Below are 23,210 nucleotides of genomic sequence, written 5' to 3' on the forward strand. Positions count from 1 at the left end.
CGCCCGCGGATGCACCCGCCGAGCGGGAGGGCGTCCCGCGTGAACCGCCCGTGCCCACCAGCCCGTTGACCTGCGTCGGCCCGGGCACGGCCCGACCCGAGACGTCAGCCTGCACCAGCCCAGGGCCCGAACCGCCCGTGCCCACGCCCGCGGATGCACCCGCCGAGCGGGAGGGCGTCACGCGTGAACCGCCCGTGTCCACCAGCCCGTTGACCTCCGTCGGCCCGGGCACGGCCCGACCCGAGACGTGGGTGCGCACCGGCCCCGTGCCCGGGCGCTGCGCGTCCAGCGGCGCGGGGAGGGAGTCATCCGCAGCTTCGGGGGCCGGGACCCGCGTCAGCACGCGGGTGGCCGAGGGCCCCTCAGGGCACCGGGCCTGCGTCGGCGTGGCTGGGGTGGGGCGTGGGCGGAGGGGCACCACCCGGGTCGCCAGCGCGGCGAGCGCCGGGCGGTGGGCCGTCAGCAGGACGGCGCGGTCACGCGCCAGGGCGCGGACCGCGGCGACGATCGCGGCCTCGCTGTCGCCGTCCAGGTTGGCCGTGGGCTCGTCGAGCAGGACGATCGGGCGGTCGGCCAGGACCGCACGGGCCAGGGCGATCCGCTGGCGCTGTCCCGCCGACAGGCCCTGGCCGTTCTCGCCGAGCACCGTGTCCTGGCCCTGGGGGAGTGCGGCGACGAAGTCCCAGGCATGGGCGGCCTCCAGCGCCGTCCGGACCTGCCGCGCCGAGGCCTCCGGCGCGGCCAACCGGACGTTGTCGGCGACCGTGCCCGCGAAGAGGTAGGGGCGCTGCGGGACCCAGGCGATCCGGGCGTGCCAGGCCGCCGGGTCCGCGTCCGCCAGGCCGACGCCGCCGATGGAGACCGTCCCGGCGCTCGGGCGGACGAAGCCCAGCACCGTGTCGAGCAGGGTGGACTTGCCGACGCCCGACGGGCCGGTCAGCGCGACGATCTCGCCGGGAGAGACCGTCAGCGAGAAGTCCTCGACCACGGGGGACTCGTGACCGGTCGTCAGCCCCGCGAGGACCAGGGACGGGCCCGCCGGAACCGCGGCCGTGCCGCGCGCGGGCGCGGGCGTCTCCAGGACCGCGAAGATCCGGTCCGCCGCGGCCAGTCCCTCCACGCTCGCGTGGTAGTGCGTGCCCACCTGCCGGATCGGCAGGTACGCCTCCGGGGCCAGGACCAGCACCACCAGCCCCGTGGACAGGTCGAGTTCGCCGCGCACCAGCCGCATGCCGATCGCCACCGCCACCAGGGCTACCGACAGCGTCGACAGCAGTTCCAGCGCGAAGGAGGAGACGAACGCGATCCGCAGCGTCCGCAGCGTCGCCCGCCGGTACTGGTCGGTGATCCGGCGCACCGCCTCGGCCTGGGCCTTGGCCCGGCCGAAGACCTTCAGCGTGGGCAGGCCGGCCACCACGTCGAGGAAGTGGTGGGAGAGCCGGCCCAGCAGCGCCCACTGACGGTCCATCCGGTTCTGCGTGGCCCATCCGATCAGCACCATGAACAGCGGGATCAGGGGCAGCGTCCCGGCGATGACGGCCGCCGAGAGCCAGTCGGCCGTGACGATGCGGCCGAGCACCGCGACCGGGACCACCACCGCCAGCACCAGCTGGGGCAGGTAGCGGGCGAAGTAGTCGTCCAGCGCGTCCACGCCCCGGGTGGCCAGGGCGACCAGCTCACCGCTGCGCTGCGCGGCGACCCAGCCCGGGCCCAACTCGCCCGCCCGGGCCAGCAGCTGACGCCGCAGCGTGGACTTGACCGAGGCCGAGGCCCGGTGCGCGGCCAGCTCGGTGAGCCAGGAGACCAGGCCCCGGCCCACCGAGACCGCCGCCAGCAGGCCGAGGGGCCACGCCGTGCCGGACAGTCCCTCGCCGTGCTGGAAGGCGCCGACCACGATCCTCGCGATCAGCAGCGCCTGGGCGATGACCAGGGCGGCCCCGGCCACCCCCAGCGCCACGCTCGCGGCGAGGAACCAGCGGGTGGCTCCGGCGTACCGGAGCAGGCGGGGGTCGACGGGCTTCATGGGTCAGGCACCATCCGATACTGCGGTCACGCGGGGATGTTCTGGACGCCGATCCGGCGCCGGAAGACCCAGTAGGTCCAGCCCTGGTAGAGCAGCACCACGGGGGTCATGATGCCGGCCACCCAGGTCATGATCTTCAGGGTGTACGGCGAGGCTGAGGCGTTGGAGACGGTCAGCGACCAGGCCGGGTTCAGGGTCGAGGGCATGACGTCCGGGTAGAGCGAGAGGAACAGCATCGCGACCGCGGCCACGATCGTCACTCCGGACAGGACGAACGCCCAGCCCTCGCGCCCGAGTTGGTTGCAGCCGAGGGCGCCGAGCAGCGCCGCCACGGCCACGATCATCGCTGCCAGGCTCCAGGCGTCCCCGTGGTCCGCCTGGGTCCAGCTCAGGAAGCCCAGGGCCAGCACCGCGGTCAGCGCGCCGAGTCCGAGCGCCGTCCGCCGGGCCCGCTCACGGATGTCGCCGAGCGTCTTCAGCGCGGTGAACACGGCTCCGTGGAAGGTGAACAGGACCAGGGTGACCAGGCCGCCGAGGAGGGCGTAGGGGTTGAGCAGGTCCCAGACGTCGCCGGCGTACTCCATGTGCTGGTCGATCTTCACGCCGCGGACGATGTTGCCGAAGGCGACGCCCCACAGGAAGGCGGGGAGCAGCGAGCACCAGAAGATGGCCGTCCCCCAGTTGCGGCGCCAGCGCTCGTCGTCCCGCTTGCCCCGGTACTCGAAGGCGACGCCGCGCACGATCAGGCAGACCAGGATGAGCAGTAGCGGCAGGTAGAAACCGCTGAACAGGGTGGCGTACCAGTTGGGGAAGGCGGCGAAGGTCGCGCCGCCCGCGGTGAGCAGCCAGACCTCGTTGCCGTCCCAGACCGGGCCGATGGTGTTGATCAGGACCCGCCGCTCCCGCTCGTCGCGGGCCAGCAGCCTGGTGAGGATGCCGACGCCGAAGTCGAAGCCCTCCAGGAAGAAGTAGCCGGTCCACAGGACCGCGATCAGCAGGAACCAGAAGTCGTGCAGGTGCATGTGACGGCTCCTCAGTACGCGAAGGCGAGCGGCTTGTCGGCGTCGGCGTCGGCGTCGGCTCCGCCGCCGGGCGGGCGCAGCCGCGGGTCGCGGGTGGGCGGCTGCTCGTCGGTGGGACCGGCCTTGGCGTACTTGACCAGCAGCTTGACCTCGACGACCGCGAGGATGCCGTAGAGCACGGTGAACACGGTGAGCGAGGTGACCTGCTCGCCGACGGAGACGCTGGGGGAGACGGCCGAGGCGGTGGTCATCAGGCCGTAGACGGCCCACGGCTGACGGCCCATCTCGGTGAAGATCCAGCCCCAGGAGTTGGCGATCAGCGGGAAGCCCATGGTCCAGACGGCCAGCCGCCAGGCCCACTTGTCCAGGAACGGGCTGAGCGGCTTGGTCCTGGTCAGCATCAGCAGCGGGACCTCGTCGCCGTCCCGGCGGAACTCGGGCGCGAGCCAGAACCGGCGGCGGGTCAGCCACAGGCCGGCCGCGCCGATGACGAAGGAGGTCATCCCGAAGCCGATCATCCAGCGGAAGGCCCAGAAGGTGGTCGGGATGTTGGGGCGGTAGTCCGCGTTGCGGGCCAGGTCGCCGTACTTGGCCTTCTCCGCCGCGTTGGTGTCGTTGATGCCGGGCACCTCGTCGGAGAAGTTGCCCTTGGCCAGGAAGGAGAGCAGGCCGGGAACCGTGACCTCGACGCTGTTGTGGCCCTTGGAGACGTCTCCGACCGCGAAGATCGAGAAGGGCGCGGGCGACTGACCGTCCCACAGCGCCTCGGCCGCGGCCATCTTCATCGGCTGCTGCTCGAACATCACCTTGCCCAGCGCGTCACCGCTGACGGCGGCGCCGAGGCCGGCCAGCAGCGCGACGACCAGGCCGAGCCGCAGCGAGGTGCGCATCGAGGCGACCTTGACCCGGTCCCGTTCCTCGGCTGGCTGCCGGCTGCTGCGGCGCAGCTGATAGGCGGCGATGCCGACCATGAAGGCGGCGCCGGTGAGGAACGCGGCGGTGAGCGTGTGGAAGACGACGACCAGGGTGGTGTTCTGGAAGAGCACCTTGCCGATGTCGGTGAGCTGCGCCCGCCCGTTGACCACCTTGTAGCCGACCGGGTGCTGCATCCAGGAGTTGGCGGCCAGGATGAAGTAGGCGGAGAGCACCGTGCCGATGGCCACCATCCAGATGCAGGCCAGGTGGATCCTGCGGGGGAGCCGGTCCCAGCCGAAGATCCACAGCCCGATGAAGGTGGACTCGAAGAAGAAGGCGATCAGCGCCTCCATCGCCAGCGGCGCGCCGAAGATGTCGCCGACGAAGCGCGAGTAGTCGGACCAGTTCATGCCGAACTGGAACTCCTGCACGATGCCGGTCACCACGCCCATGGCGATGTTGATCAGGAAGAGCTTGCCCCAGAACTTCGTGGCCCTGAAGTACTTCTCCCGGTTCGTGCGGACCCACGCGGTCTGCAGGCCGGCGGTCAGCGCCGCCAGGCTGATCGTCAGCGGCACGAAGAGGAAGTGGTACACCGTGGTGACACCGAACTGCCAGCGCGCCACCGTCTCGTGAGCGAGCGCCAGATCCACGTCAGATCCTCTCCTCGACGACAACCATGACTATCAACGCACCTTTTGCCTTGAACCTGCTGCATGTCCTGACATGACACGACACTGTGTGCACTTGTGAATGTGAACACATTCACGAGAGCATTATGTGCACATCCCCGTCGGGCTCGGTGCAGGGGGTGGGGTGTGGTGGGCCCAGCATGGCGGGCCGCCGGGAACGGCCAAAGCGCCGCTTCGGACAAGCGTGCGCACCCGAACAGACCAGGTAGGCGCTTGTCCGCCGCCTGCGGCGGGCCGTATGACGGAGCGTCAGGCGCTCGGCAGCAGTATCCGGAAGACGCAGCCGGCCCCCGGCGATGTGTCCAACTCCACAGCTCCGCCGTGCGCCTGCGTCAGCGCCGCGACGATGGCGAGACCGAGTCCCGCTCCCCCGCCGTCCTGGCGCGAGCGCGAGGCGTCCACCCGGTAGAAGCGCTCGAAGACCCGCTCCGCCTGCTCCGCCGTCAGGCCGGGCCCCTCGTCCGCCACTTCGATGACCGCCCGGCCGTCCTCCCGCGTGCCCACCCCGATCCGGACCGCCGTCCCGGTCGGCGTGTGCGTGACCGCGTTGCCGACCAGGTTGGTGACCACCTGGCGCAGCCTCGCCTCGTCGCCCAGCACGAAGGCGGCCCCGGCGACCGAAGCGCCGCCGGGACCGGTCAGGCTGACGGGTCGTGAGGGATCGAGCGCCGTGGTGTCGTGCAGGGCGTCCGCCGCCAGGGTGCGCAGGTCCATGGGCGCGAGCTGCAGCGGACGCTGCTCGTCGGCCCGGGCCAGGGTGAGCAGGTCCTCCACCAGCCCGCCCATCCGGACCGCCTCGCTCTCGATCCGGGCCATGGTGCGCTTGACGTCCGCCTCCTCCCGCAGCGCCCCCATCCGGTAGAGCTCGGCGAAGCCGCGGATGCCCGCCAACGGGGTGCGCAGCTCGTGGCTGGCGTCGGCGACGAAGCGTCGCATCCGGCCCTCCGACTCGGCGCGGGCCGCGAAGGCGGACTCGATCTGGGCCAGCATCGAGTTCAGCGACCGGGCGAGGCTGCCGATCTCCGTGCGCCCCGACGCCTCCGGCAGGCGGTGGGACAGCGGCAGCCGGTCCGCGATCTCCTCGGCCGTGGTCCCGATCCGCCGCAGCGGGCGCAGCCCCGCCCAGACCGCGAGCCAACCGGCAAGGGCCAGGGCGGCGATGACGGCCAGTCCGATCCCGAGGAAGCCGTCCGAGAGCCGGCTGACCGTGGCGTCGGTGTCGTCCAGCGAGGTCGCCACGACCAGGCCGCCGCCGTCGAGGGAGGCGGACCCGGCGTTGTCGGGGTCGGAGCCGGCGGCGGCCAGCAGCAGCAGGGGCCAGCTGCCGCCGCCGTGGTCGGCCGGGACGGTGAACGGACGGGCCAGCCGCTGCCGCAGCTGCGCGGGGCTGAGCCGGGGCAGCTGCGGCTGCGGATCGCCCGCCGTCACCGGCGAGCGCAGCAGCGGCGCGTAACTCCCGTCCGGGGAGAAGGTGGTGAGCACGTACTGGCTCGGCAGGAAGACACTGCCCGAGTGCGGCTGGCCGCCCAGCAGTCGGCCGGGCATCGGTCCGTCGACGAACCGCTGGCCGAAGCGGAGCAGCTGCTGGTCCACCCGGTGCTCCAGCTGACCGCGCACGGTCGACAGCACCAGCGCGTCGCTGACGGTCAGTCCGATCACGGCCAGGACCACGGTCAGCACGACCAGCCGGGCCCGCAGCGACATCCGGTCGGCCACGCGGGCCGCAGGCGCGGCCAAGCGTCGAAGGCCCCCGAGGACGCCCTGGGGCCAGCCCTCGCGCGCGCGGGAGGCGGCGCTAAGCAGCCGGGCGGCGGAGGACATAGCCGATGCCGCGGACGGTGTGGATCAGCTTGGGCGCACCCTCGGCGCCGTTGTCCATCTTCCGGCGCAGGTAGGAGATGTAGGACTCGACGATGCTGAGATCGCCGCCGAAGTCGTAGGCCCAGACGTGGTCGAGGATCTGCATCTTGGAGACGACCCGCCCGGTGTTGGCCATCAGGTACTCCAGCAGCTTGAACTCGGTGGGCGAGAGCGAGACCGGGACCCCGCCGCGCAGCACCTGGTGGCCCACGGGATCCAGTTCCAGGTCCCCCACCACCAGCCGCCCGTCCTCGGCGGGGCCGCCGGTGCGGCGCAGGATCGCCCGGATCCGGGCGATCAGCTCCTCAAGGCTGAACGGTTTGGTGACGTAGTCGTCGCCGCCCGCGGTCAGCCCGCTGATCTTGTCCTCGACGCCGTCCTTGGCGGTGAGGAAGATGACCGGCAGCCGGTCCTGGTCGGGCTCCTCCCGCAACCGCTTGACCAGGGAGAAGCCGTCTGCATCGGGCAGCATGACGTCGAGCACGACGAGGTCCGGCCGCTGGGCGGCGACCTGCCGCAGGGCGTCCGCGGCGTTGGCCGCGGAGGCGACTTGGAAGCCCGCGAACCGGAGTGAGGCCGAGAGCAGTTCGCGGATGTTGGGTTCGTCGTCGACGACCAGGAGTCGTGCTTCGGCAGTGTCCATTGGCGGGTCGCCCCCGTGAAGGTCGCAGTGTGGTGGGCGGCGGCAGGCTAACGCCCGTTTCTGAGGATCCGATGAGTCCCCTTCAGGGGCCCCTTCGGGGGCGCGAGGAACTGCGCGACCAGCCCACCGCCTCCCGGAGCTCCGTCCCACACACGGGGTCGAACCTCTCCGAGTGGTGGGCTGTCGCGGTGGGGCACCTCCTGCCCGGAGGGTGGGGAGTGGTCGGGGGCGTCCGCGGGAAGACGCCGGGCGAGCTCGTACGCCCGGTGCAGCGCCACCACGGAGCCCCCCGGAGGGCCCCTGCGGGGCCCTAGCCGGTGAGGGTGGTGGCGGTGAGCGAGCCGGAGGAGTCCTGGGTGCCGGCGACGGTGACCTGCTGGCCGGGCTGGAGGTCGGAGACCTTCGCGGACTTGGCGATGCGGACCTTCGTGGAACCGTTGGTGGTCACCTTCACGATGTTGCCGTCCGCCGTGGACACGTAGACCGTGCTGCCGTCCACCAGCTTCACCGTCCCCACGGTGTCCGTACCGCCGCCGCCCACAAGGCCCGAGCCGGAGCCCGCGCCCGCGCCTCCCCGGGCGAAGCCGGCACCGCCGGCGGCAAAACCCCCGGCCCCGGTGCGGAACGCACCCACCCCAGGGGCGGTCGCGCTGCCGCCACCCTGGCTCTTCTGGACCTCGACACCCCCGATGAAGCCGCCGGCGGCGATCACCCCGGCCGCCAGCACCAGGGTCAGCCAGGGCAGCTTCCGGCGCGGTGGAGCCGCCAGCTCGTCCGCGATGTCCTCCGCGCCCTCGGGCGCGCGGGCCAGGATCTCCTCCGGGTCCTGCACCAGTTCCATCTCCCCGCCTCCCTGACGGTCACTCATGACGCAGCGCCTCGATCGGGCTCAGCCGGGAGGCCCGCCCCGCGGGGTAGCTGCCGAAGAACAGGCCGATCGCCACCGCGATCCCGAACGCCGCCCAGACCGACGCCGGGATCACCACCGGCTTGATGCCGACGATCGTGAAGCGCGCCCCGACCAGCGCCGCCACCACCCCCAGGCCCGCTCCGATCAGCGACAACAGCGTGGCCTCGGCCAGGAACTGACCCAGGATCACCCCGCGCGGCGCGCCCAGCGCCTTGCGGATGCCGATCTCCCGGGTCCGCTCGGTGACGGTCACCAGCATGATGTTGGTGATCCCGATGCCGCCGACCAGCAGCGAGATCGCCGCCACCGCGCCCAGCAGCACCGTGAACGTCTGCGTCGTGGACGACCGCGTGCTCAGCAGCGTGCTCTGGCTGCTCACCCGGAAGTCGACCGCGGAGACCGAGCGGATGCCGTGCCGGCCCATCAGGATCGTGGTGATCTCGTTCTGCGCGGCCGTCGTCGCGTCCGCCGAGGCCGCCTCGACCAGGATCTGGTTGAGCGATCCGAAGCCGGTGAACGCGTTCTGCACGGTCGGCAGCGGGGCCACGATCACGTCGTCCGGGTCCTGGAACCCGGTGCCGCCCTTGGTCTTCAGGACGCCGACGACCGTGAACGGCGTGCCGCCGAGGGTGATCCGCTTGCCCACCGGGTCCACCGCCCCGAACAGGTCGGTTGCCGTCGTCGAGCCGATCACCGCCACCTTGCGGGAGTCCAACACGTCGTCGTCGCTGAAGTAGTCGCCCGTGGCCACCTTGCTGTTCGACGCCTCGAAGTAGGCCGGGTAGGTGCCGACCACCGAGCCGACGCTGTGCGAGGTGCCCTCGTACAGCGCCGTCTGCGAGGTGGTCACCTCGGGCGCGACGCCCTTGATGTCGGGCGCCTGGGACTGGTCCGCCAGCGCCTTGGCGTCGTCCAGCGTCAGCGGCTTGGTGCTGGTCGCCGTGGAGTTGGCGCCGAAGCCGGCGCCCGCGCTGACGGTGAGCGCGTTGGTGCCCAGGGCGTCGATGGAGTCCTTGACCGCCTGGGACGAGCCGTTGCCCACCGCGAGCAGCAGGATGACCGCCGCCACGCCGATCAGGATGCCCAGCATGGTCAGTCCCGAGCGGACCTTGTTGGCCGCGATCCCGCCGAAGGCGAAACGCAGGGTCTCAAGGGGGTTCACCGCAGCACTCCCCCCGTCCGGGCTCGGCCCATCGCATGCAGGCTGTGGGCGGCGAAGCCCTCCGGGTCGAGCAGCGCGGGCGGCAGCCCGGAGGCCGGGGCATGGCGCACGTCCTCCGTGATCAGGCCGTCCACCAGGCGGATGACCCGCTTGGCGTGGCGGGCGACCTCGTCCTCGTGCGTGATGATCACGACGGTACGGCCGGACGCGTTCAACCGGTCCATGATCCCCAGCACGTCGTCGGTGCTCTGCGTGTCGAGGTTTCCGGTCGGTTCGTCCGCCAGCAGCATCGCCGGAGACGTCACCAACGCCCGTGCCACAGCCACCCGTTGCTGCTGACCGCCCGACAACTCGTTCGGTTTGTGATCCGCCCGGTCCGCCAGCCCCACCAGCGTCAACGCCGCCAACGCCCGCCGCCTGCGCTCCCTGCCCCGCACCCCCGCATACGCGAGCGGCAACTCCACCTGCGCCACCGCCGTCGTCCGCGGCACCAGGTTGAACGACTGGAAGATGAACCCGATCTTGCGGTTGCGCACCAACGACAACTGATGCTCGTCCGAATGTCCGACGTCCACGCCGTCCAGCAGGTACCGTCCGCTCGTCGGCACATCCAGGCACCCCAGGATGTTCATCAACGTCGACTTCCCCGAACCCGAACTGCCCATGATGGCCACGAAATCGCCCGGCTGGACGGTCAGGTCGACGCCCTTCAGGGCGTGCACGGCGGCATCGCCGGCGCCGTAGGACTTGACCAGGCGCCGTGCCGCGATGACCGGAGTCGGGGTCATCCCCGGCCTCCCCCGCCGGTGCCGGTCCGCAGCCGGCCTCCGCCGGTGAACCCGCCACCGCCGAGGCCCGGGAAACCGCCCGCCGGGAAGCCGTTGTTCCCGCTGCTGGCCACCAGGGTGAGCTGGACCCGCTGACCCTCCGTCAACCCGGAGACGATCTGCACCTCCGTGTCGCCCTGCACGCCCGTGGTCACCTGCTGCCGATGCGTGGTGCCGTTCGCGTCGACCACGGTCACCGAGGCGTTGCCGCCGGTCCCGGTGACCGCGCTGGTGGGCACCCAGAGGGCGTTGTCCGCCTCGCCGGTGGTCACCTGCACGCTGGCGCTGAGCCCGGTGCGCAGATCGCTCGTGTCGCCGGTGAGCTGCAGCGTGGCGGCGTACTGCACCGCGCTGGAGGACGAGCCGCCCCCGCCGGAGCTGGACACCGGGAGCGAACTGACGGATACCAGCTTGGCGTTGAGCGTCCTGCTGGTGTCCGCGTTCAGGGTCACCGTGGCGGCCTGGCCGGACTTCAGCTTGAGCGCGTCGGACTCGGAGAAGTCGGCGGTGACCTCCATCCCGGTCGGGTTCGTGATCACCACGAAGCCGGAGAGCGAGCCGGAACCGGTGCCGGTCGAGCCGCCCGAGCCCCCGTTGCCGCTGCCCGAGGACGAGCCTCCCGAACCCGAGCCTCCCGAACCCGAGCCTCCCGAACCCGACACGGTGTCACCGACCTTGCCCCCGACGGAGGCCACGGTCCCCGAGACGCTCGCCCTGAGCACGGTCCCGTCCACCGCCTTCTGCGCGGCGGTCACCGCGTTCTGCGCCGACACCAGCTGGGCCTGCGCCTGCGCCAGCTGCGCGGCGTTGACCGAGGGGGTGGCCGAGGCGGCCTGGATCCAGGCGGCGTTCACCGCGTGCGGGGTCCGGGTGGCCGTGGCCGACGCGCTCGCGTCGGCGGACGCGCTGGGCCTGGGAGGGGCGTCGGCGCTCGCGCTGGGACGCGGCGAGGCCGAGGCCGAGGGCTGCGCACTGGGCTGCGACGACCGGGGAGTGCCGCCGCTCCCGCCGGAGTTGCCATTTCCCGTGCCGCTGCCCTGGCTGCCGCCGCCGTTCTGGCTGCTCTGGCTGTTCTGGGCGCCGCCCGACTGGCTGGTGCTCTCGCCGTTCTCCACGGCCGTCAGATTCGCTTCCGCGGAGGTCAGTTGGGCCTCGGCCTGGTCCAGGGTCTGCTGCGCGGACGTGGGGTCGACCTTCGCCAGCACCTCGCCGGCCGTCACGTGGTCCCCTGCTTTGACGTCCACCTCGGTCAGCGTGCCGCCGGTGGTGAAGTTCAGTGCGGCGTCGCTGGGGGAGACCAGCGAGCCGGAGCCGGAGACGGTCGCGGTCACCGTGCCGCGCTGCACGGTCGCGGTGCGCGTGCCGGCCGACTTGCCGCTCGCGCTGCTCTCCCCGACCGTCGCGTACGCCACTCCGGCCCCCGTCGCGAGGGCGGCGGCGAGCAGGCAGTTCAGCAGGACGGTCCTGCGCCGTCGTGGAAGCACCTTCATGGCGCACACCCTGGCGGCCCGGACCTCCAGGGCACTGGGAGCACCCTGGGACTTCACTGGCAGCGCACAGCGGGCATCCACCCCCATAGCGTGCCGAACTGTCCGCAGCGTAAGAGGAATCCTTGCCGGAGCTGCGAGCAACTCCCAGGAAGTTCCCGGAAAGCACGCAGCCAGCCCGCACCACCGTGCGGTTCCTTCTCCCCATGACCAGACTCAGCACCCGTACCGCCTGCGCCGTGGGCGCGCTCGGCCTCGGCGCCCTGCTGCTGTCCGGCTGCTCGTCCTCGAGCGGTTCGGCCCCGGCTGCGTCGTCCACGGGTTCCGCGGCCCCGGCCGCATCCGGTGCCGCGGCCTTCACCGACTACCGCGACTGCCTGAGCCGGCACGGCGTGACGCTGCCCTCGATGCGCGCCCGCCCCAGCGGCTTCCCCAGCGGCCGCCCGAGCGGTCGGCCCAGCGGCGGGTTCGGGGGCGGCTTCGGGGGCTTCGGCGGTCCGGGCGCCTCGGCGGACCCGACCATGGCCGCAGCCATGCAGGCCTGCGCCTCGCTCCGCCCACAGGGCCGCTTCGGTGGCGGCGGGACCATCGGCAGCACCGCGTTGGCCGCGTTCACCAGCTGCATGAAGGACCACGGGGTGACCCTGCCCGCGGACACCCGGCTCCGGGCCGTCAACACCGCGGACCCCAAGACGGCCCAGGCCTACGCGATCTGCAAGGCGCTGCTGCCGTCCCGGCCGGCGGCCTCCCCCTCCGCCTCGGCGAGCCCCAGCGCCTGACCGCTCCGCACGACCGCGCGCCGCCCCGGGCTCCGGCCCGGGGCGGCGCATCCGTCACCGGCCGGCGTCCGCCGAGGCCGCACCCACGCCGGGAAGCGCAACTACAGCTCCTTGCGGAAGAGTTCCGCGGTCCGGACGAAGAGGTCGTTGGCTTCCGTCTCGCCGATCGTCACGCGCACGCCCTCGCCGGCGAAGGGGCGCACCGTCACGCCGGAGGCCTCGCACGCGGCGGCGAAATCCGTGGTCCGCTCGCCCAGCCTCAGCCAGACGAAGTTGGCCTGGGTCTCCGGCACCGTCCAGCCCTGCGCCCGGAGCGCGGCCACGACCCGGTTCCGCTCCCCGACCAACGCGCCCACGCGGCCCAGGAGTTCGTCCTCCGCGCGGAGCGACGCGATCGCCGCCTCCTGGGCGATCTGGCTGACGCCGAACGGCACCGCCGTCTGCCGCAGCGCCGCCGCCACGGGCTCGTGCGCCACGGCGAAGCCGACCCGCAGGCCGGCCAGGCCGTAGGCCTTGGAGAAGGTGCGCAGCACCGCCACGTTGGGCCGGTCCCGGTAGAGCTCGATGCCGTCGGGGCACGCCTCGTCCCGCACGAACTCGTTGTAGGCCTCGTCCAGCACCACCAGCACGTCCTTCGGGACCGCGTCCAGGAAGCGCACCAGCGCGTCCTTCCGGACCACCGTCCCGGTGGGGTTGTTCGGGTTGCAGACGAAGATCAGCCGGGTCCGCTCGGTCACCGCGGCCAGCATCGCGTCGAGGTCGTGCACCTCGTCGGCGTCCAGCGGCACCGGGACCGCCGTGGCGCCGCTGATCCTGGTGATGATCGGGTACGCCTCGAAGGAGCGCCAGGCGAAGATCACCTCGTCGCCGGGACCGGAGGTCGCCTGCAGCAGTTGCTGGGCCACGCCCACCGAGCCGGTGCCGGTGGCGATGTGGGAGACCGGCACGCCGAAGCGGTCGGCCAGTTCGGCGTGCAGGCCGGAGCAGGCCATGTCCGGGTAGCGGTTGAACTCGTGGACGGCGGCCATCGCGGCGTCCAGGACGCCGGGCAGCGGCGGGTAGGGGTTCTCGTTCGACGACAGCTTGAACGCCGGCGCACCGTCCTCGGCCTGGGCGGGCTTGCCGGGCTTATAGGTCGGGATGCCCTGCAGGGCGTCCCGCAGCCGGGGGCCGGTCTGGTCGTGTCCGCTCACCGTGCTCGTCCTCCTCGCGCGCTCCGGCGCCACCACTGCGTCGCCGTTCGGGATCACCATACGAGCCGACCGGCCCAAGCTCACCCGTGCGGGTGACATCGGAGCGAGGCTCTGCGCACACGGCCTGCGACCGGCAAGGGTGTTGCCTGGACGAAACGCAGGTGACCGGGTGGAAGTGGTCACCGGAGCGATGGAGAAAACGCACGAATGCTCATGGAGAAACGTATCTCTGGCATCTCCGGCCAATGTGCACAGACCGCCCGCACATGCCCGCAGTGAACCGTACGATCGGCCTGACATGACAGCAGCAGCAGCCAATCACAGCGGTCGGCGCACCAGTCATGCCCGCCGGGCGGAGCGCGCGGGGATCAGGGACGTGGCCGCGGCGGCCGGCGTGTCGATCACCACCGTCTCCGACGCCCTGAACGGCAAGGGACGCCTGCCCGACGAGACCCGCAGCAAGGTCCGCGAGGTCGCGGAGCGGCTGGGCTACCGGCCTTCCGCCGCGGCGCGCACCCTGCGTACCGGACGGTCCGGCCTGATCGGCCTGACCGTGACCACTTACGGCCAGGAGCCCTTCACCTTCACCGAGTTCGCGTACTTCGCGGAGATGGCCCGCGCGGCCACCTCGGCCGCGCTCAACCGCGGCTACGCCCTCGTCGTCCTGCCCGCCAGCTCCCGCCACGACGTGTGGAGCAACGTGGCGCTGGACGGCACCGTCGTCATCGACCCCTCGGACCACGACCCGATGGTCGCCGAGCTCTACCGCCAGGGACTGCCCGTCGTCAGCGACGGCAAGCCGGGCAACTGCCCCGTCACCGCATGGGTGGACAACGACCACGCCAGCGCGGTCCGCGGCATCCTGGAGCACCTCTCCCAGGGCGGGGCGCGCCGGATCGGCCTGCTCACGGGGACCAGCACGGACACCTACACCCGGCTCAGCACCGAGGCCTACCTGGAGTGGTGCACCGCCGTCGGGCAGGAGCCGCTCGTCGAGGCCTACCCCGCGCACGACCCCTGCGCGGGCGCGATCGCGGCGGACCGCCTGCTGGCCCGCCCGGACCGGCCCGACGCGGTCTACGGCCTCTTCGACCCCAACGGCACCGACCTGCTCGCGGCCGCCCGCCGCTACGGGCTGCGGGTGCCAGACGACCTGATGCTGGTGTGCTGTTCGGAGAGCGACGTCTACGCGACGACCGAACCGCCCATCACCACCCTGTCCCTGAAGCCCCGTCGGATCGGGACGACCGTCGTCAACCTGCTCATCGACGCCATCGAGGGGGGCGACCCGGGACCCGACGCGGCGTCAGGCCAGCTGATGCCGACGGAGCTCATCATCCGGCGCTCGTCGCAGAGACGGGCCCCGCGCACCACCACCCCGCCGCCCCGCCCGTCCGTCGAACCCTGAGCCGGCTCGCCCGGCCCGCCGGGCCCCGGCCGTCGGCACAGCCGCCGGTGCGGGGCCCGTTGGGGGTTGACCTAGTTGGGGAAGGGCAAGGCTTTATACGATGGGCGCCATGACACCCGTGGACTCCTACGCCTGGCCAGACCAGCCGGACACCGGTGCACCTGCCGTCCACCCGCTGGAGTCCCCGGGGTTCGACTTCTTCACCCCCCCGGGCGCGGCCGTTCCGCCCACCGCCCCGGCGGCCTCGCCGGTACCGCCCCCGACGCCCGCGCCCCCGCCCGTCGATCCGCCCACCATGGACCTGGGCGCGCCCCTGGCCACGCCCGCACCCGGCGGCGCGCCCGCGCCGGCGCCCGCCGCGGACGGTTGGGGCCCGCTCTACGTCATCGGTGACGTCCACGGCTACCTGCAGGAACTCCTCGACGCCCTGCACCACAGCGGCCTCATCGACGCCGAGGGCCACTGGTGCGCGGGCCGGGCCCGAGTGTGGTTCCTCGGGGACTTCACCGACCGCGGGCCGGACGGCATCGGCGTCATCGACCTCGTCATGCGGCTCGCCGCCGAGGCGGCCGCGTCCGGCGGCTACTGCCGGGCCCTGATGGGCAATCACGAACTGCTGCTGCTCGGGGCGGACCGCTTCGGCGACGAGCCGGTGCACTCCAGCGCGGGCACCGCCTCCTTCCTCGCCGCCTGGCGGCTGAACGGGGGCCAGCCCTTCGACATGGAGCGGCTGGAGGACCACCACGTCGCCTGGCTCACCCGCCTGCCCGCGATGGCCGTCGAGGACGGCCATCTGCTCGTTCACTCGGACACCACCGCCTACCTGGAGTTCGGCACCTCCGTCGATGCGGTCAACGACGCCATCCACGAGGTGCTGCTGCACGGCGACGCGGACGAGTGGTGGGACGCGTTCCGCCGGATGACCAAGCGATTCGGCTTCCGCGGCGAGGCCGGCCCGCTGGCCGCCCGGGAGCTGCTGGAGACCTACGGCGGCAGCCGGGTCGTGCACGGCCACAGCCCGATCCCCTACCTGCTGGGCGAGGTGGGTGGCGAGGACGGCCGGCCGGCCAACCCGGTGCTGGGCCCGATGGTCTACGCCGACGACCTGGCCGTGGCCATGGACGGCGGCGTCACCATGGAGGGTGAGGGCGGCCGCCTGCTGGTGGCCAGGCTTCCGCTGAACTGAACCGGGGCCGGGGCGTACTGACGGAACGTCACGCCGCTGGCATGTGCCATCGGCATCAACAGCCCCACCCGGCACGGAAAATCCGGAAACTGACTGTCACCGGATCGCCACCCGCGCCTACCATCGGCTCAGACTCCCGTCACAGACGGCCTCTATCGGGGGAGCGAGACCGATGGCCGAATCTCCACCACCGCTCCAGGCCGAGGACCGGCCGGAGTTCGAACGACTGCTGGAGGAGGCGCTCCGGGACGAGCGCGTCCGCCAGGCCCTGCGCGCGGCCGACGGCGAGCCGACCCCGGCCCAGCTGCAGAGCCGCGCCCTGCGCGACATGGCGCTCGTCGCCGCGCAGGCCGCCCCGGAGTACGCCCGCTTCGTCGAACTGCGCGACAAGCTGCACGGCACCCGCGCCCCGGTGCCCGGCCCGGATCAGCACCGTACCGGCGCCTCCGGCTCGGCCGCGGCCGAGGACTGGGAACGGACGGAGCCCGACTCGCCGCTCGCGGCGGCCGAGCAGGCGGGGCTCGTGCCGCTGCTCGCGGTGATAGCGACCGTGCTGACCTGGCTGAGCGCGCTGGCACTGTGGCTGATCGGCGCCGCCGTCCACGCGAGCGACCCGCACCTGCTGCTGGGCCGCCAACTCACCACGGCGGCACGGGCGGCGGCCTATGTCGGCGTGGCCGTGCTGCTGGCCGACACCATCGGGCTGGTGCTGACCTGGCGCCGGGACATCGGCGCGGTGCCGGAGCAGCACCACCCCGAGCTCTTCCAGGACTTCCTCGCGGCGCGCGCCGCCTGGCGGGCGGCGCTGCGGGACCAGGCGCTGCTGCCCTACCTGCACCGCCAGCTCGGCATCGACGACACCCGCGCGACACCCCCTGTCCCCGCCCCCAGGAAGCCGGTGAGCCTCGTGCGTGAGAAGGCCAAGCTCGGATTCAGCAGCCCGGGGTTCACCAGTCCCGGGGCCGAGGGCATCACCGACGCGAAGGGCGAGGAGATCCCGGAGGAGGAGCGCGAGGACAGCTACTTCACCAGCCCCGGCTTCACCAGCCCCGGGGTGGAGGGCATCACGGACGGGAGCGGTGCGGAGATTCCGGAGGGGAAGCGCGGCGGCGCGCCCTACTTCACCGCCCCCCGCTACAGCTCGCCCGACTTCACCAGCCCCAACTACCGCGGCCCGGAGGAGGCGCCGCGGTCCCGCTTCCTCCCCAACGAGGGGGAGGAAGCGGACAGTTGAGCAAGCACTCGGGGCTGCGCCGGTTCAGCGCGCGGCGTCGAGCTCGGCCGCGACCAGCTCCGCGATCTGCACGGCGTTGAGCGCGGCGCCCTTGCGCAGGTTGTCGTTGGAGACGAAGAGGGCCAGGCCGTGGTCCACGGTCTCGTCCCGGCGGATGCGGCCGACGTAGGACGGATCCTGCCCGGCGGCCTCCAGCGGGGTGGGCACCTCGGAGACGACGACGCCCGGGGCGTCGGCCAGCAGCTCGTAGGCGCGCTGCGGGGTGATCTCGGCGGCGAAGCGGGCGTTGATCTGCAGGCTGTGCCCGGTGAAGACGGGGACGCGGACGCAGGTTCCGGAGACCTTGAGGCCGGGGATCTCCAGGATCTTCCGGCTCTCGTTGCGGAGCTTCTTCTCCTCGTCGGTCTCGTTCTCCCCGTCGTCGACGACGGAGCCGGCCAGCGGGAGCACGTTGAAGGCGATCGGCTTGGCGAACTTCTTCGCCTCAGGGTACTCGACCGCGCCGCCGTCGAAGGCGAGCTGGTCGGCCTTCTCGGTGACCGCGCGGGCCTGCTCGTGGAGCTCGGCGACGCCGGCGAGCCCGCCACCGGAGACGGCCTGGTAGGTCGCCACGACCAGGGCCTCCAGCCCGGCCTCCTGGTGCAGCGGCTTGAGCACCGGCATGGCGGCCATGGTGGTGCAGTTGGGGTTGGCGATGATGCCCTTGGGGCGGTCCTTGATCGCGTGCGGGTTGACCTCGGAGACCACCAGCGGCACCTCCGGGTGCGAGCGCCAGGCCGAGGAGTTGTCGATCACCACGGCCCCGGCCGCGGCGACCTTCTCCGCGAGTGCCTTGGACGTGGCGCCGCCGGCGGAGAACAGCACGATGTCCAGCCCGCTCCAGTCGGCCGTCTCGGCGTCCTCGACGACGACCTCGCCACCCTTCCACGGCAGCGTCTTGCCCGCGGAGCGGGCGGAGGCGAACAGCCGCAGCTCCGTGACGGGGAACTCGCGCTCCTCGAGAATCCGGCGCATGACGCCGCCGACCTGACCCGTGGCACCCACAATTCCAATCCTCATGCCCCCAGCGTAGGCGGAGCCGGGCGGTGCCCAGGAGCAATATCCGGCCTGTGGACAAGCGCGGAGACTGTCCACAGACCAGCGCCTTGTGGAAAAACTCCTGTGGAAAACAGACCGTCGGAGAAGTACCTCCGGCGGCGTAACCGGCCCGGCAGGACATCGTTCAGCAGTGTGGAGCGCAGGCCCGCCGACGAAGCCGACTCGAACTTTCTGTGAATCCCGCCGCCCCTGGCAAAGCTCAGACCCGAGCAGAACAACGGGGCCCACCGACGAGGCCGCCTGCGCCACCCGCTCATCCCCGCAACTTCCGAACGGAGAGGTGGCACACCCATGCCTCCTGAGATCGCCCTGGTCGAGTCGCGCGCGCTGCGCGACCTCGCCCGCAACCGCACCGAAGCCCTGGACCGGGTGAAGGTGCTGCTGATGCTGCCGGACGGGCTGTACGTGACGACCCAGATGGTGGCCGACTACTTCGAGGTCGAATTCGAGGCCGTCAAGAAGCTGACTCAACGTCACCGGGACGAGATGGAGCACAACGGGCTCCGAGTGCTGACCGGCCCCGAGATGGCGCGGTTCGTGGACCTCAATCTGCGGTCCACGCACGTCAGGGGCCGCGGTATCGCGGTGTACGAACGCCGCACGGTACTCAACGTGGCCATGCTGCTGCGCGACAGCGAGGTCGCCCGGGCGGTCCGGAGCCACCTGCTCGACATCGTCCTCGGAGTCCTGCCCGCGCAGCGCACAGCGAGCCCGCCCCGCCGCACCCGGCCCCTCGGGCCGGGCCCGCACTGGGACGAGTGGGAGGCGTGCACCCGCAACCCGGAGAACGAGGCCTGGCGCCAGGTCATCGACGGCGAGGTCCAGGTGAGCCGTGAGGAGCCGACGGTCGAATCCCGGCTCGACGGTATCGACCAGCGTCTCGACGCCCACGCTCGCGTGATCAACGCGATGGGCACCGACCTGACCCACCTGCGGTACGGCCTCAACCGGCCCGGCTGGTAAGGGCTGTGGACAACTTGCCCACTGAGCCGCGAGCTGCCGCTCAGTGGGCACGTTCGTAAGGGACATCATGTCCCTTACGCAGGTCAGAGCCTGTGGAAATCCTCGCCTCCGCTTCTCGGGTCGGACATTCCCCGTCCGACGCTCGGGTCTGTCACGGGCAGATCCGGCAGAGGAATTGCTCGTCCGCATCGCGGGCCCGCCGGGCCAGGTGGGTGAGTTGCCGGGCGGGGCAGCATGGCGTCGGTGGTCGCCGGGCGGAGTTCTCCTGTCCGCATCCACAGGAAGACGGCGGTGGTCAGCTCCGCGTCGGGGTCCGCGGCCAGCGTGCCCCGAACCGCTCGGGCGAGTCGGAGTACCCATGGGCCGGTGGACCACGGGTTGTCGTCGTCCTGGAGATCCTCCGGGCCGGAAGGCGGGGGCGGCGGCCAGGCGGGGTGCCCTGCACCCGGTCGGTGCTCAGGTGTCCGGTCGCCGGCGACGCCGCCGACCCATACCGAGGTGGCGGGATCCCGCGCACGCACAGCAGGGATCCCGCCACCTCGCGGGACTCGCAGGGGCGTCAGTCGGCCACCGGCAGGTAGACGCGGTTGCCCTCGGCGGCGAAGCGGTCGGACATCTCCTTCATGCCCTGTTCCTGCTCGCTGCGCGCGCGGATGTCGTGCGAGATCCGCATCGAGCAGAACTTCGGGCCGCACATGGAGCAGAAGTGCGCCGTCTTCGCCGGCTCCGCCGGCAGCGTCTCGTCGTGGAAGGCGCGGGCCGTCTCCGGGTCGAGGGCCAGGTCGAACTGGTCCTCCCAGCGGAACTCGAAGCGGGCGTCGGACAGGGCGTCGTCCCAGGCCTGGGCGGTGGGGTGGCCCTTGGCCAGGTCCGCCGCGTGCGCGGCGATCTTGTAGGTGATCACGCCGGTCTTCACGTCATCCCGGTCCGGCAGGCCCAGGTGCTCCTTCGGGGTGACGTAACAGAGCATCGCCGTCCCCCACCACGCGATCATCGCCGCGCCGATGCCGGAGGTGATGTGGTCGTAGCCGGGGGCGACGTCCGTGGTCAGCGGGCCCAGGGTGTAGAAGGGGGCGCCGTCGCACAGCTCCCGCTGCAGGTCCATGTTCTCCTTGATCTTGTGCATCGGGACGTGCCCGGGGCCCTCGATCATCGTCTGGACGTCCAGCTCCCGTGCCACCCGGCCGAGTTCGCCGAGTGTGCGCAGCTCGGCCAGCTGCGCCTCGTCGTTGGCGTCGGAGATGGAGCCCGGCCGCAGGCCGTCACCGAGCGAGAAGGTGACGTCGTAGGCGCGCAGCAGTTCGCACAGCTCCTCGAAGTGCGTGTAGAGGAAGTTCTCCTGATGGTGCGCCAGGCACCACGCCGCCATGATCGAACCGCCGCGCGAGACGATGCCGGTGCGCCGCCCGGCCGTCAGCGGGACGTAGCGCAGCAGCACGCCGGCGTGCACGGTCATGTAGTCGACGCCCTGCTCGCACTGCTCCAGCACGGTGTCCCGGTAGACCTCCCAGCTCAGCTCCTCCGCCCGGCCGTCCACCTTCTCCAGCGCCTGGTACAGCGGCACGGTCCCGATCGGCACGGGGGAGTTGCGCAGGATCCACTCGCGGGTGCTGTGGATGTTGCGGCCGGTGGAGAGGTCCATGACGGTGTCCGCGCCCCAGCGGGTCGCCCAGGTCATCTTCTCCACCTCCTCCTCGATCGAGGAGGTCACGGCGGAGTTGCCGATGTTGGCGTTGACCTTGACCAGGAAGCGCTCGCCGATGACCATCGGCTCCGCCTCCGGGTGGTTGACGTTCACCGGCAGCACCGCCCGCCCCGCCGCCAGCTCGGCGCGGACCAGTTCCGGGTCAAGCCCCTCCCGCAGCGCCGCGAACTCCATCTCGGGGGTGACGATCCCACGCTTGGCATAAGCGAGTTGGGTGACCGCGGTACCCTCCTGGGCCCGCAGCGGACGGCGCGGGCGGCCGGGGAAGACCGCGTCGAGGTTGCGCAGGCCGCCGCGCGGCGAGGTGTGCCGCAACCCGTCGTCCTCGGGCCGGGGCGCGCGGCCGTCGTACTCCTCGACATCGCCGCGCTGCCGGATCCATCCGTCCCGAAGCGGCGGCAGGCCGCGCCGGACGTCGGCCTCGAACTCCGGGTCGGTGTACGGGCCCGAGGTGTCGTACAGCGGGACGGTCGCACCGTTGCTGAGGTGGACGGCGCGGTAGGGCACCCGAAGGTCCGGGCGGGAGCCCTGCTGGTAGGCCTTGTGCCAGGCCGCGGTGGGGTAGCCGTTCCGGCCGTCGCGGGCGCTGCGGACAGACTGCTCCTGCTGTGCTTCGTGCGTGCTCATGCGAGCTCTACTCCCTACGCCGGCATTACCCGGTCAGGTTCCTGCGGTCGGCGCAGCTGTCAGCGCCCTCTCAGCCCGGTGCTCCGAGCTCCCGCGTCTGCAAACGAGATGCCGCCACCGTAGCGGGGGGCCTCCCCGCTGCCAAGTGAGCAGGGGTACTGTTCAGCCGCACCCGACGGCCGTCGCAGAGGAACATCCGTGGCCGAGCCCCACCACCCCCATCACCACGAACACGGCCCGGCCAGCCCCGCTCCACGGCGGCTGCGGCTGCTGCTGGCCGCCGTCCTGGTGCCGTTCGCCCTCGCGGTTCTGGCCGGATTGGTGCTGCTGTGGCCCGGCAGGCTGCCCGACCACGCGGCCACCGGGCTCGGCTTCGACCAGCCGACGGCGAGCGGGGTGGTCACCGCGACCAAGTCCGTGGACTGCGTCGGCGGGACGGCCGGCTGCACCCTGGTCACCTTCCGGGTGACCTCGGGCAAGGACGACGGCCGGGTGAGCACGCAGACCATGACGCCGGATCAGACCGCGGTCTACAGCGCGGGCGAGAAGGTCGTGCTGCTCTACTCGGCGAACGCCCCGCGCGACCTGCAGTACACCATCGGCGACGCCGACCGGGGTATCCCACTCGCCCTGCTGGCCGGGGTCTTCGCGCTGCTGGTGGTGCTGGTGGGCCGGTTGCGCGGGCTGGCCGCGCTGGTCGCGCTGGCGGTGAGCTTCGGCGTGCTGTCGGTATTCGTGCTCCCGGCGATCCTGCACGGGGAGAACCCGCTGCAGGTGGCGGTGGTCGGCAGCGGGTTGATCATGCTCGTCGCGCTGTACCTCTGCCACGGCCTGTCCGCGCGCACCTCGGTGGCGGTGCTGGGCACTCTCGCCTCGCTCGCGCTCATCGGCGTGCTCGGCCAACTCTCCATCGGCTGGACCCGGTTGACCGGCAACACCAGTGACGAGACCGGTCTGGTGCACTCGCTCTTCCCCGGCATCCAGCTTCCCGGCCTGCTGCTGGCGGGCATCATCATCGGCTCGCTGGGCGTCCTCAACGACGTGACGGTGACCCAGGCCAGCAGCGTCTGGGAGCTGCGCGCGGCCGACCCTGGGATGGGCGCCCGAGCCCTGTACCGGGCGGGCATGCGGATCGGCCGGGACCACATCGCGTCCACGGTGAACACCCTGGTGATGGCGTACGCGGGAGCGGGCCTGCCGCTGATGCTGCTCTTCTCGCTGTCCCACCGCGGCGTCTGGACGGTGGCGACCAGCGAGATCGTGGCGGAGGAGGTCGTGCGCACCCTGGTCGGGGCGATCGGCCTGGTCGCCTCCGTCCCGCTGACCACCGCCCTGGCGGCCGCGGTGGCCGCGGCCGGCGGTCCCCCGGCCCGGCGCGGCGGCCGCCGCCGCAAGCACTGACGGAGGGTCAGGAACCGAAGAGGCCCGCGCCGCTCGCTGCGACGGGGCCTCCGGGCTCCGGCCGACCGGCCTGGG

18 protein-coding genes and 1 riboswitch are annotated in these 23,210 nt (G+C 72.1%); of the genes, 6 read left to right on the forward strand and 12 right to left on the reverse strand.

Annotated elements, in window-relative coordinates; genetic code table 11:
- The 9 genes from cydD to ACFP3V_RS09495 all read right to left on the reverse strand — a co-directional run.
- A partial coding sequence (gene cydD, locus ACFP3V_RS09455; RefSeq protein ID WP_380581885.1) for a thiol reductant ABC exporter subunit CydD occupies positions 1 to 2,023 on the reverse strand: 2,023 nt, incomplete at its 3' end.
- A 26-nt stretch (positions 2,024 to 2,049) separates the two neighbouring features.
- Positions 2,050 to 3,045 (reverse strand): cytochrome d ubiquinol oxidase subunit II, encoded by a 996-nt coding sequence (gene cydB / locus ACFP3V_RS09460; RefSeq protein ID WP_380581887.1) that lies wholly within the window; start codon positions 3,043 to 3,045, stop codon positions 2,050 to 2,052.
- Between the two features lie 11 nt (positions 3,046 to 3,056).
- On the reverse strand, positions 3,057 to 4,613 hold the full coding sequence (locus ACFP3V_RS09465; protein ID WP_380581889.1) for a cytochrome ubiquinol oxidase subunit I: 1,557 nt from the start codon (positions 4,611 to 4,613) through the stop codon (positions 3,057 to 3,059).
- Between the two features lie 288 nt (positions 4,614 to 4,901).
- Positions 4,902 to 6,389 carry a sensor histidine kinase gene (locus ACFP3V_RS09470; protein ID WP_380581891.1) on the reverse strand — a complete coding sequence of 496 codons (1,488 nt, stop codon included), beginning with the start codon at positions 6,387 to 6,389 and terminating at the stop codon, positions 4,902 to 4,904.
- Positions 6,390 to 6,447: 58 nt separating this feature from the next.
- A complete protein-coding gene (locus ACFP3V_RS09475; protein WP_380581893.1) occupies positions 6,448 to 7,155 on the reverse strand; it encodes a response regulator transcription factor in 708 nt (235 codons plus the stop codon).
- 310 nt (positions 7,156 to 7,465) lie between these two features.
- Positions 7,466 to 8,023, reverse strand: coding sequence for a DUF5666 domain-containing protein (locus tag ACFP3V_RS09480; RefSeq protein WP_380581895.1), 558 nt, complete (start codon positions 8,021 to 8,023; stop codon positions 7,466 to 7,468).
- Positions 8,016 to 9,227, reverse strand: coding sequence for an ABC transporter permease (locus ACFP3V_RS09485; RefSeq protein WP_380581897.1), 1,212 nt, complete (start codon positions 9,225 to 9,227; stop codon positions 8,016 to 8,018). Before ACFP3V_RS09485 ends, ACFP3V_RS09480 begins: the two co-directional genes overlap by 8 nt.
- On the reverse strand, positions 9,224 to 10,015 hold the full coding sequence (locus ACFP3V_RS09490; RefSeq protein ID WP_380581899.1) for an ABC transporter ATP-binding protein: 792 nt from the start codon (positions 10,013 to 10,015) through the stop codon (positions 9,224 to 9,226). The genes ACFP3V_RS09485 and ACFP3V_RS09490 overlap by 4 nt, the downstream gene beginning before the upstream one ends.
- A complete protein-coding gene (locus tag ACFP3V_RS09495) occupies positions 10,012 to 11,544 on the reverse strand; it encodes an efflux RND transporter periplasmic adaptor subunit (RefSeq protein WP_380581901.1) in 1,533 nt (510 codons plus the stop codon). Before ACFP3V_RS09495 ends, ACFP3V_RS09490 begins: the two co-directional genes overlap by 4 nt.
- A gap of 203 nt (positions 11,545 to 11,747) precedes the next feature.
- Here ACFP3V_RS09495 and ACFP3V_RS09500 point away from each other — a divergent pair, with 203 nt between their 5' ends.
- On the forward strand, positions 11,748 to 12,320 hold the full coding sequence (locus ACFP3V_RS09500) for a hypothetical protein (protein WP_380581903.1): 573 nt from the start codon (positions 11,748 to 11,750) through the stop codon (positions 12,318 to 12,320).
- A gap of 101 nt (positions 12,321 to 12,421) precedes the next feature.
- On the opposite strand, the gene hisC is transcribed toward ACFP3V_RS09500, so the two are convergent.
- The gene (gene hisC, locus ACFP3V_RS09505; RefSeq protein WP_380581905.1) at positions 12,422 to 13,513 is read right to left on the reverse strand and encodes a histidinol-phosphate transaminase; all 1,092 of its coding nucleotides are present in this window, start codon (positions 13,511 to 13,513) and stop codon (positions 12,422 to 12,424) included.
- A gap of 298 nt (positions 13,514 to 13,811) precedes the next feature.
- Between hisC and ACFP3V_RS09510 the strand changes: the two genes are divergently transcribed.
- The 3 genes from ACFP3V_RS09510 to ACFP3V_RS09520 all read left to right on the forward strand — a co-directional run bounded on the left by ACFP3V_RS09510 (position 13,812) and on the right by ACFP3V_RS09520 (position 17,341).
- Complete coding sequence (locus ACFP3V_RS09510) at positions 13,812 to 14,921, forward strand: LacI family DNA-binding transcriptional regulator (RefSeq protein ID WP_380581907.1); 1,110 nt, start codon at positions 13,812 to 13,814, stop codon at positions 14,919 to 14,921.
- A gap of 109 nt (positions 14,922 to 15,030) precedes the next feature.
- Positions 15,031 to 16,107 (forward strand): metallophosphoesterase, encoded by a 1,077-nt coding sequence (locus tag ACFP3V_RS09515; RefSeq protein WP_380581909.1) that lies wholly within the window; start codon positions 15,031 to 15,033, stop codon positions 16,105 to 16,107.
- Between the two features lie 172 nt (positions 16,108 to 16,279).
- Positions 16,280 to 17,341 (forward strand): hypothetical protein, encoded by a 1,062-nt coding sequence (locus ACFP3V_RS09520; RefSeq protein WP_380581911.1) that lies wholly within the window; start codon positions 16,280 to 16,282, stop codon positions 17,339 to 17,341.
- Positions 17,342 to 17,365: 24 nt separating this feature from the next.
- Here the strand turns inward: ACFP3V_RS09520 and ACFP3V_RS09525 are convergent, their stop codons facing one another.
- Positions 17,366 to 18,400, reverse strand: a complete 1,035-nt coding sequence (locus ACFP3V_RS09525; RefSeq protein ID WP_380581913.1) for an aspartate-semialdehyde dehydrogenase — start codon at positions 18,398 to 18,400, stop codon at positions 17,366 to 17,368.
- A gap of 330 nt (positions 18,401 to 18,730) precedes the next feature.
- On the opposite strand from ACFP3V_RS09525, the gene ACFP3V_RS09530 reads away from it, so the two are divergent.
- Positions 18,731 to 19,402: a hypothetical protein gene (locus tag ACFP3V_RS09530; protein WP_380581915.1), complete on the forward strand. Its 672-nt coding sequence runs from the start codon at positions 18,731 to 18,733 to the stop codon at positions 19,400 to 19,402.
- A gap of 559 nt (positions 19,403 to 19,961) precedes the next feature.
- On the opposite strand, the gene thiC is transcribed toward ACFP3V_RS09530, so the two are convergent.
- Positions 19,962 to 21,734 (reverse strand): phosphomethylpyrimidine synthase ThiC, encoded by a 1,773-nt coding sequence (gene thiC, locus ACFP3V_RS09535; protein ID WP_380581917.1) that lies wholly within the window; start codon positions 21,732 to 21,734, stop codon positions 19,962 to 19,964.
- A riboswitch (TPP riboswitch) is annotated at positions 21,729 to 21,839 on the reverse strand. (Overlaps the previous gene by 6 nt.)
- Positions 21,840 to 21,872: 33 nt before the next feature.
- Here thiC and ACFP3V_RS09540 point away from each other — a divergent pair.
- Positions 21,873 to 23,135 carry a YibE/F family protein gene (locus ACFP3V_RS09540; protein ID WP_380582035.1) on the forward strand — a complete coding sequence of 421 codons (1,263 nt, stop codon included), beginning with the start codon at positions 21,873 to 21,875 and terminating at the stop codon, positions 23,133 to 23,135.
- The last annotated feature ends 75 nt before the right edge of the window (positions 23,136 to 23,210 follow it).

This window comes from Streptacidiphilus monticola, assembly GCF_042658505.1.
GTDB lineage: Bacteria > Actinomycetota > Actinomycetes > Streptomycetales > Streptomycetaceae > Streptacidiphilus > Streptacidiphilus monticola.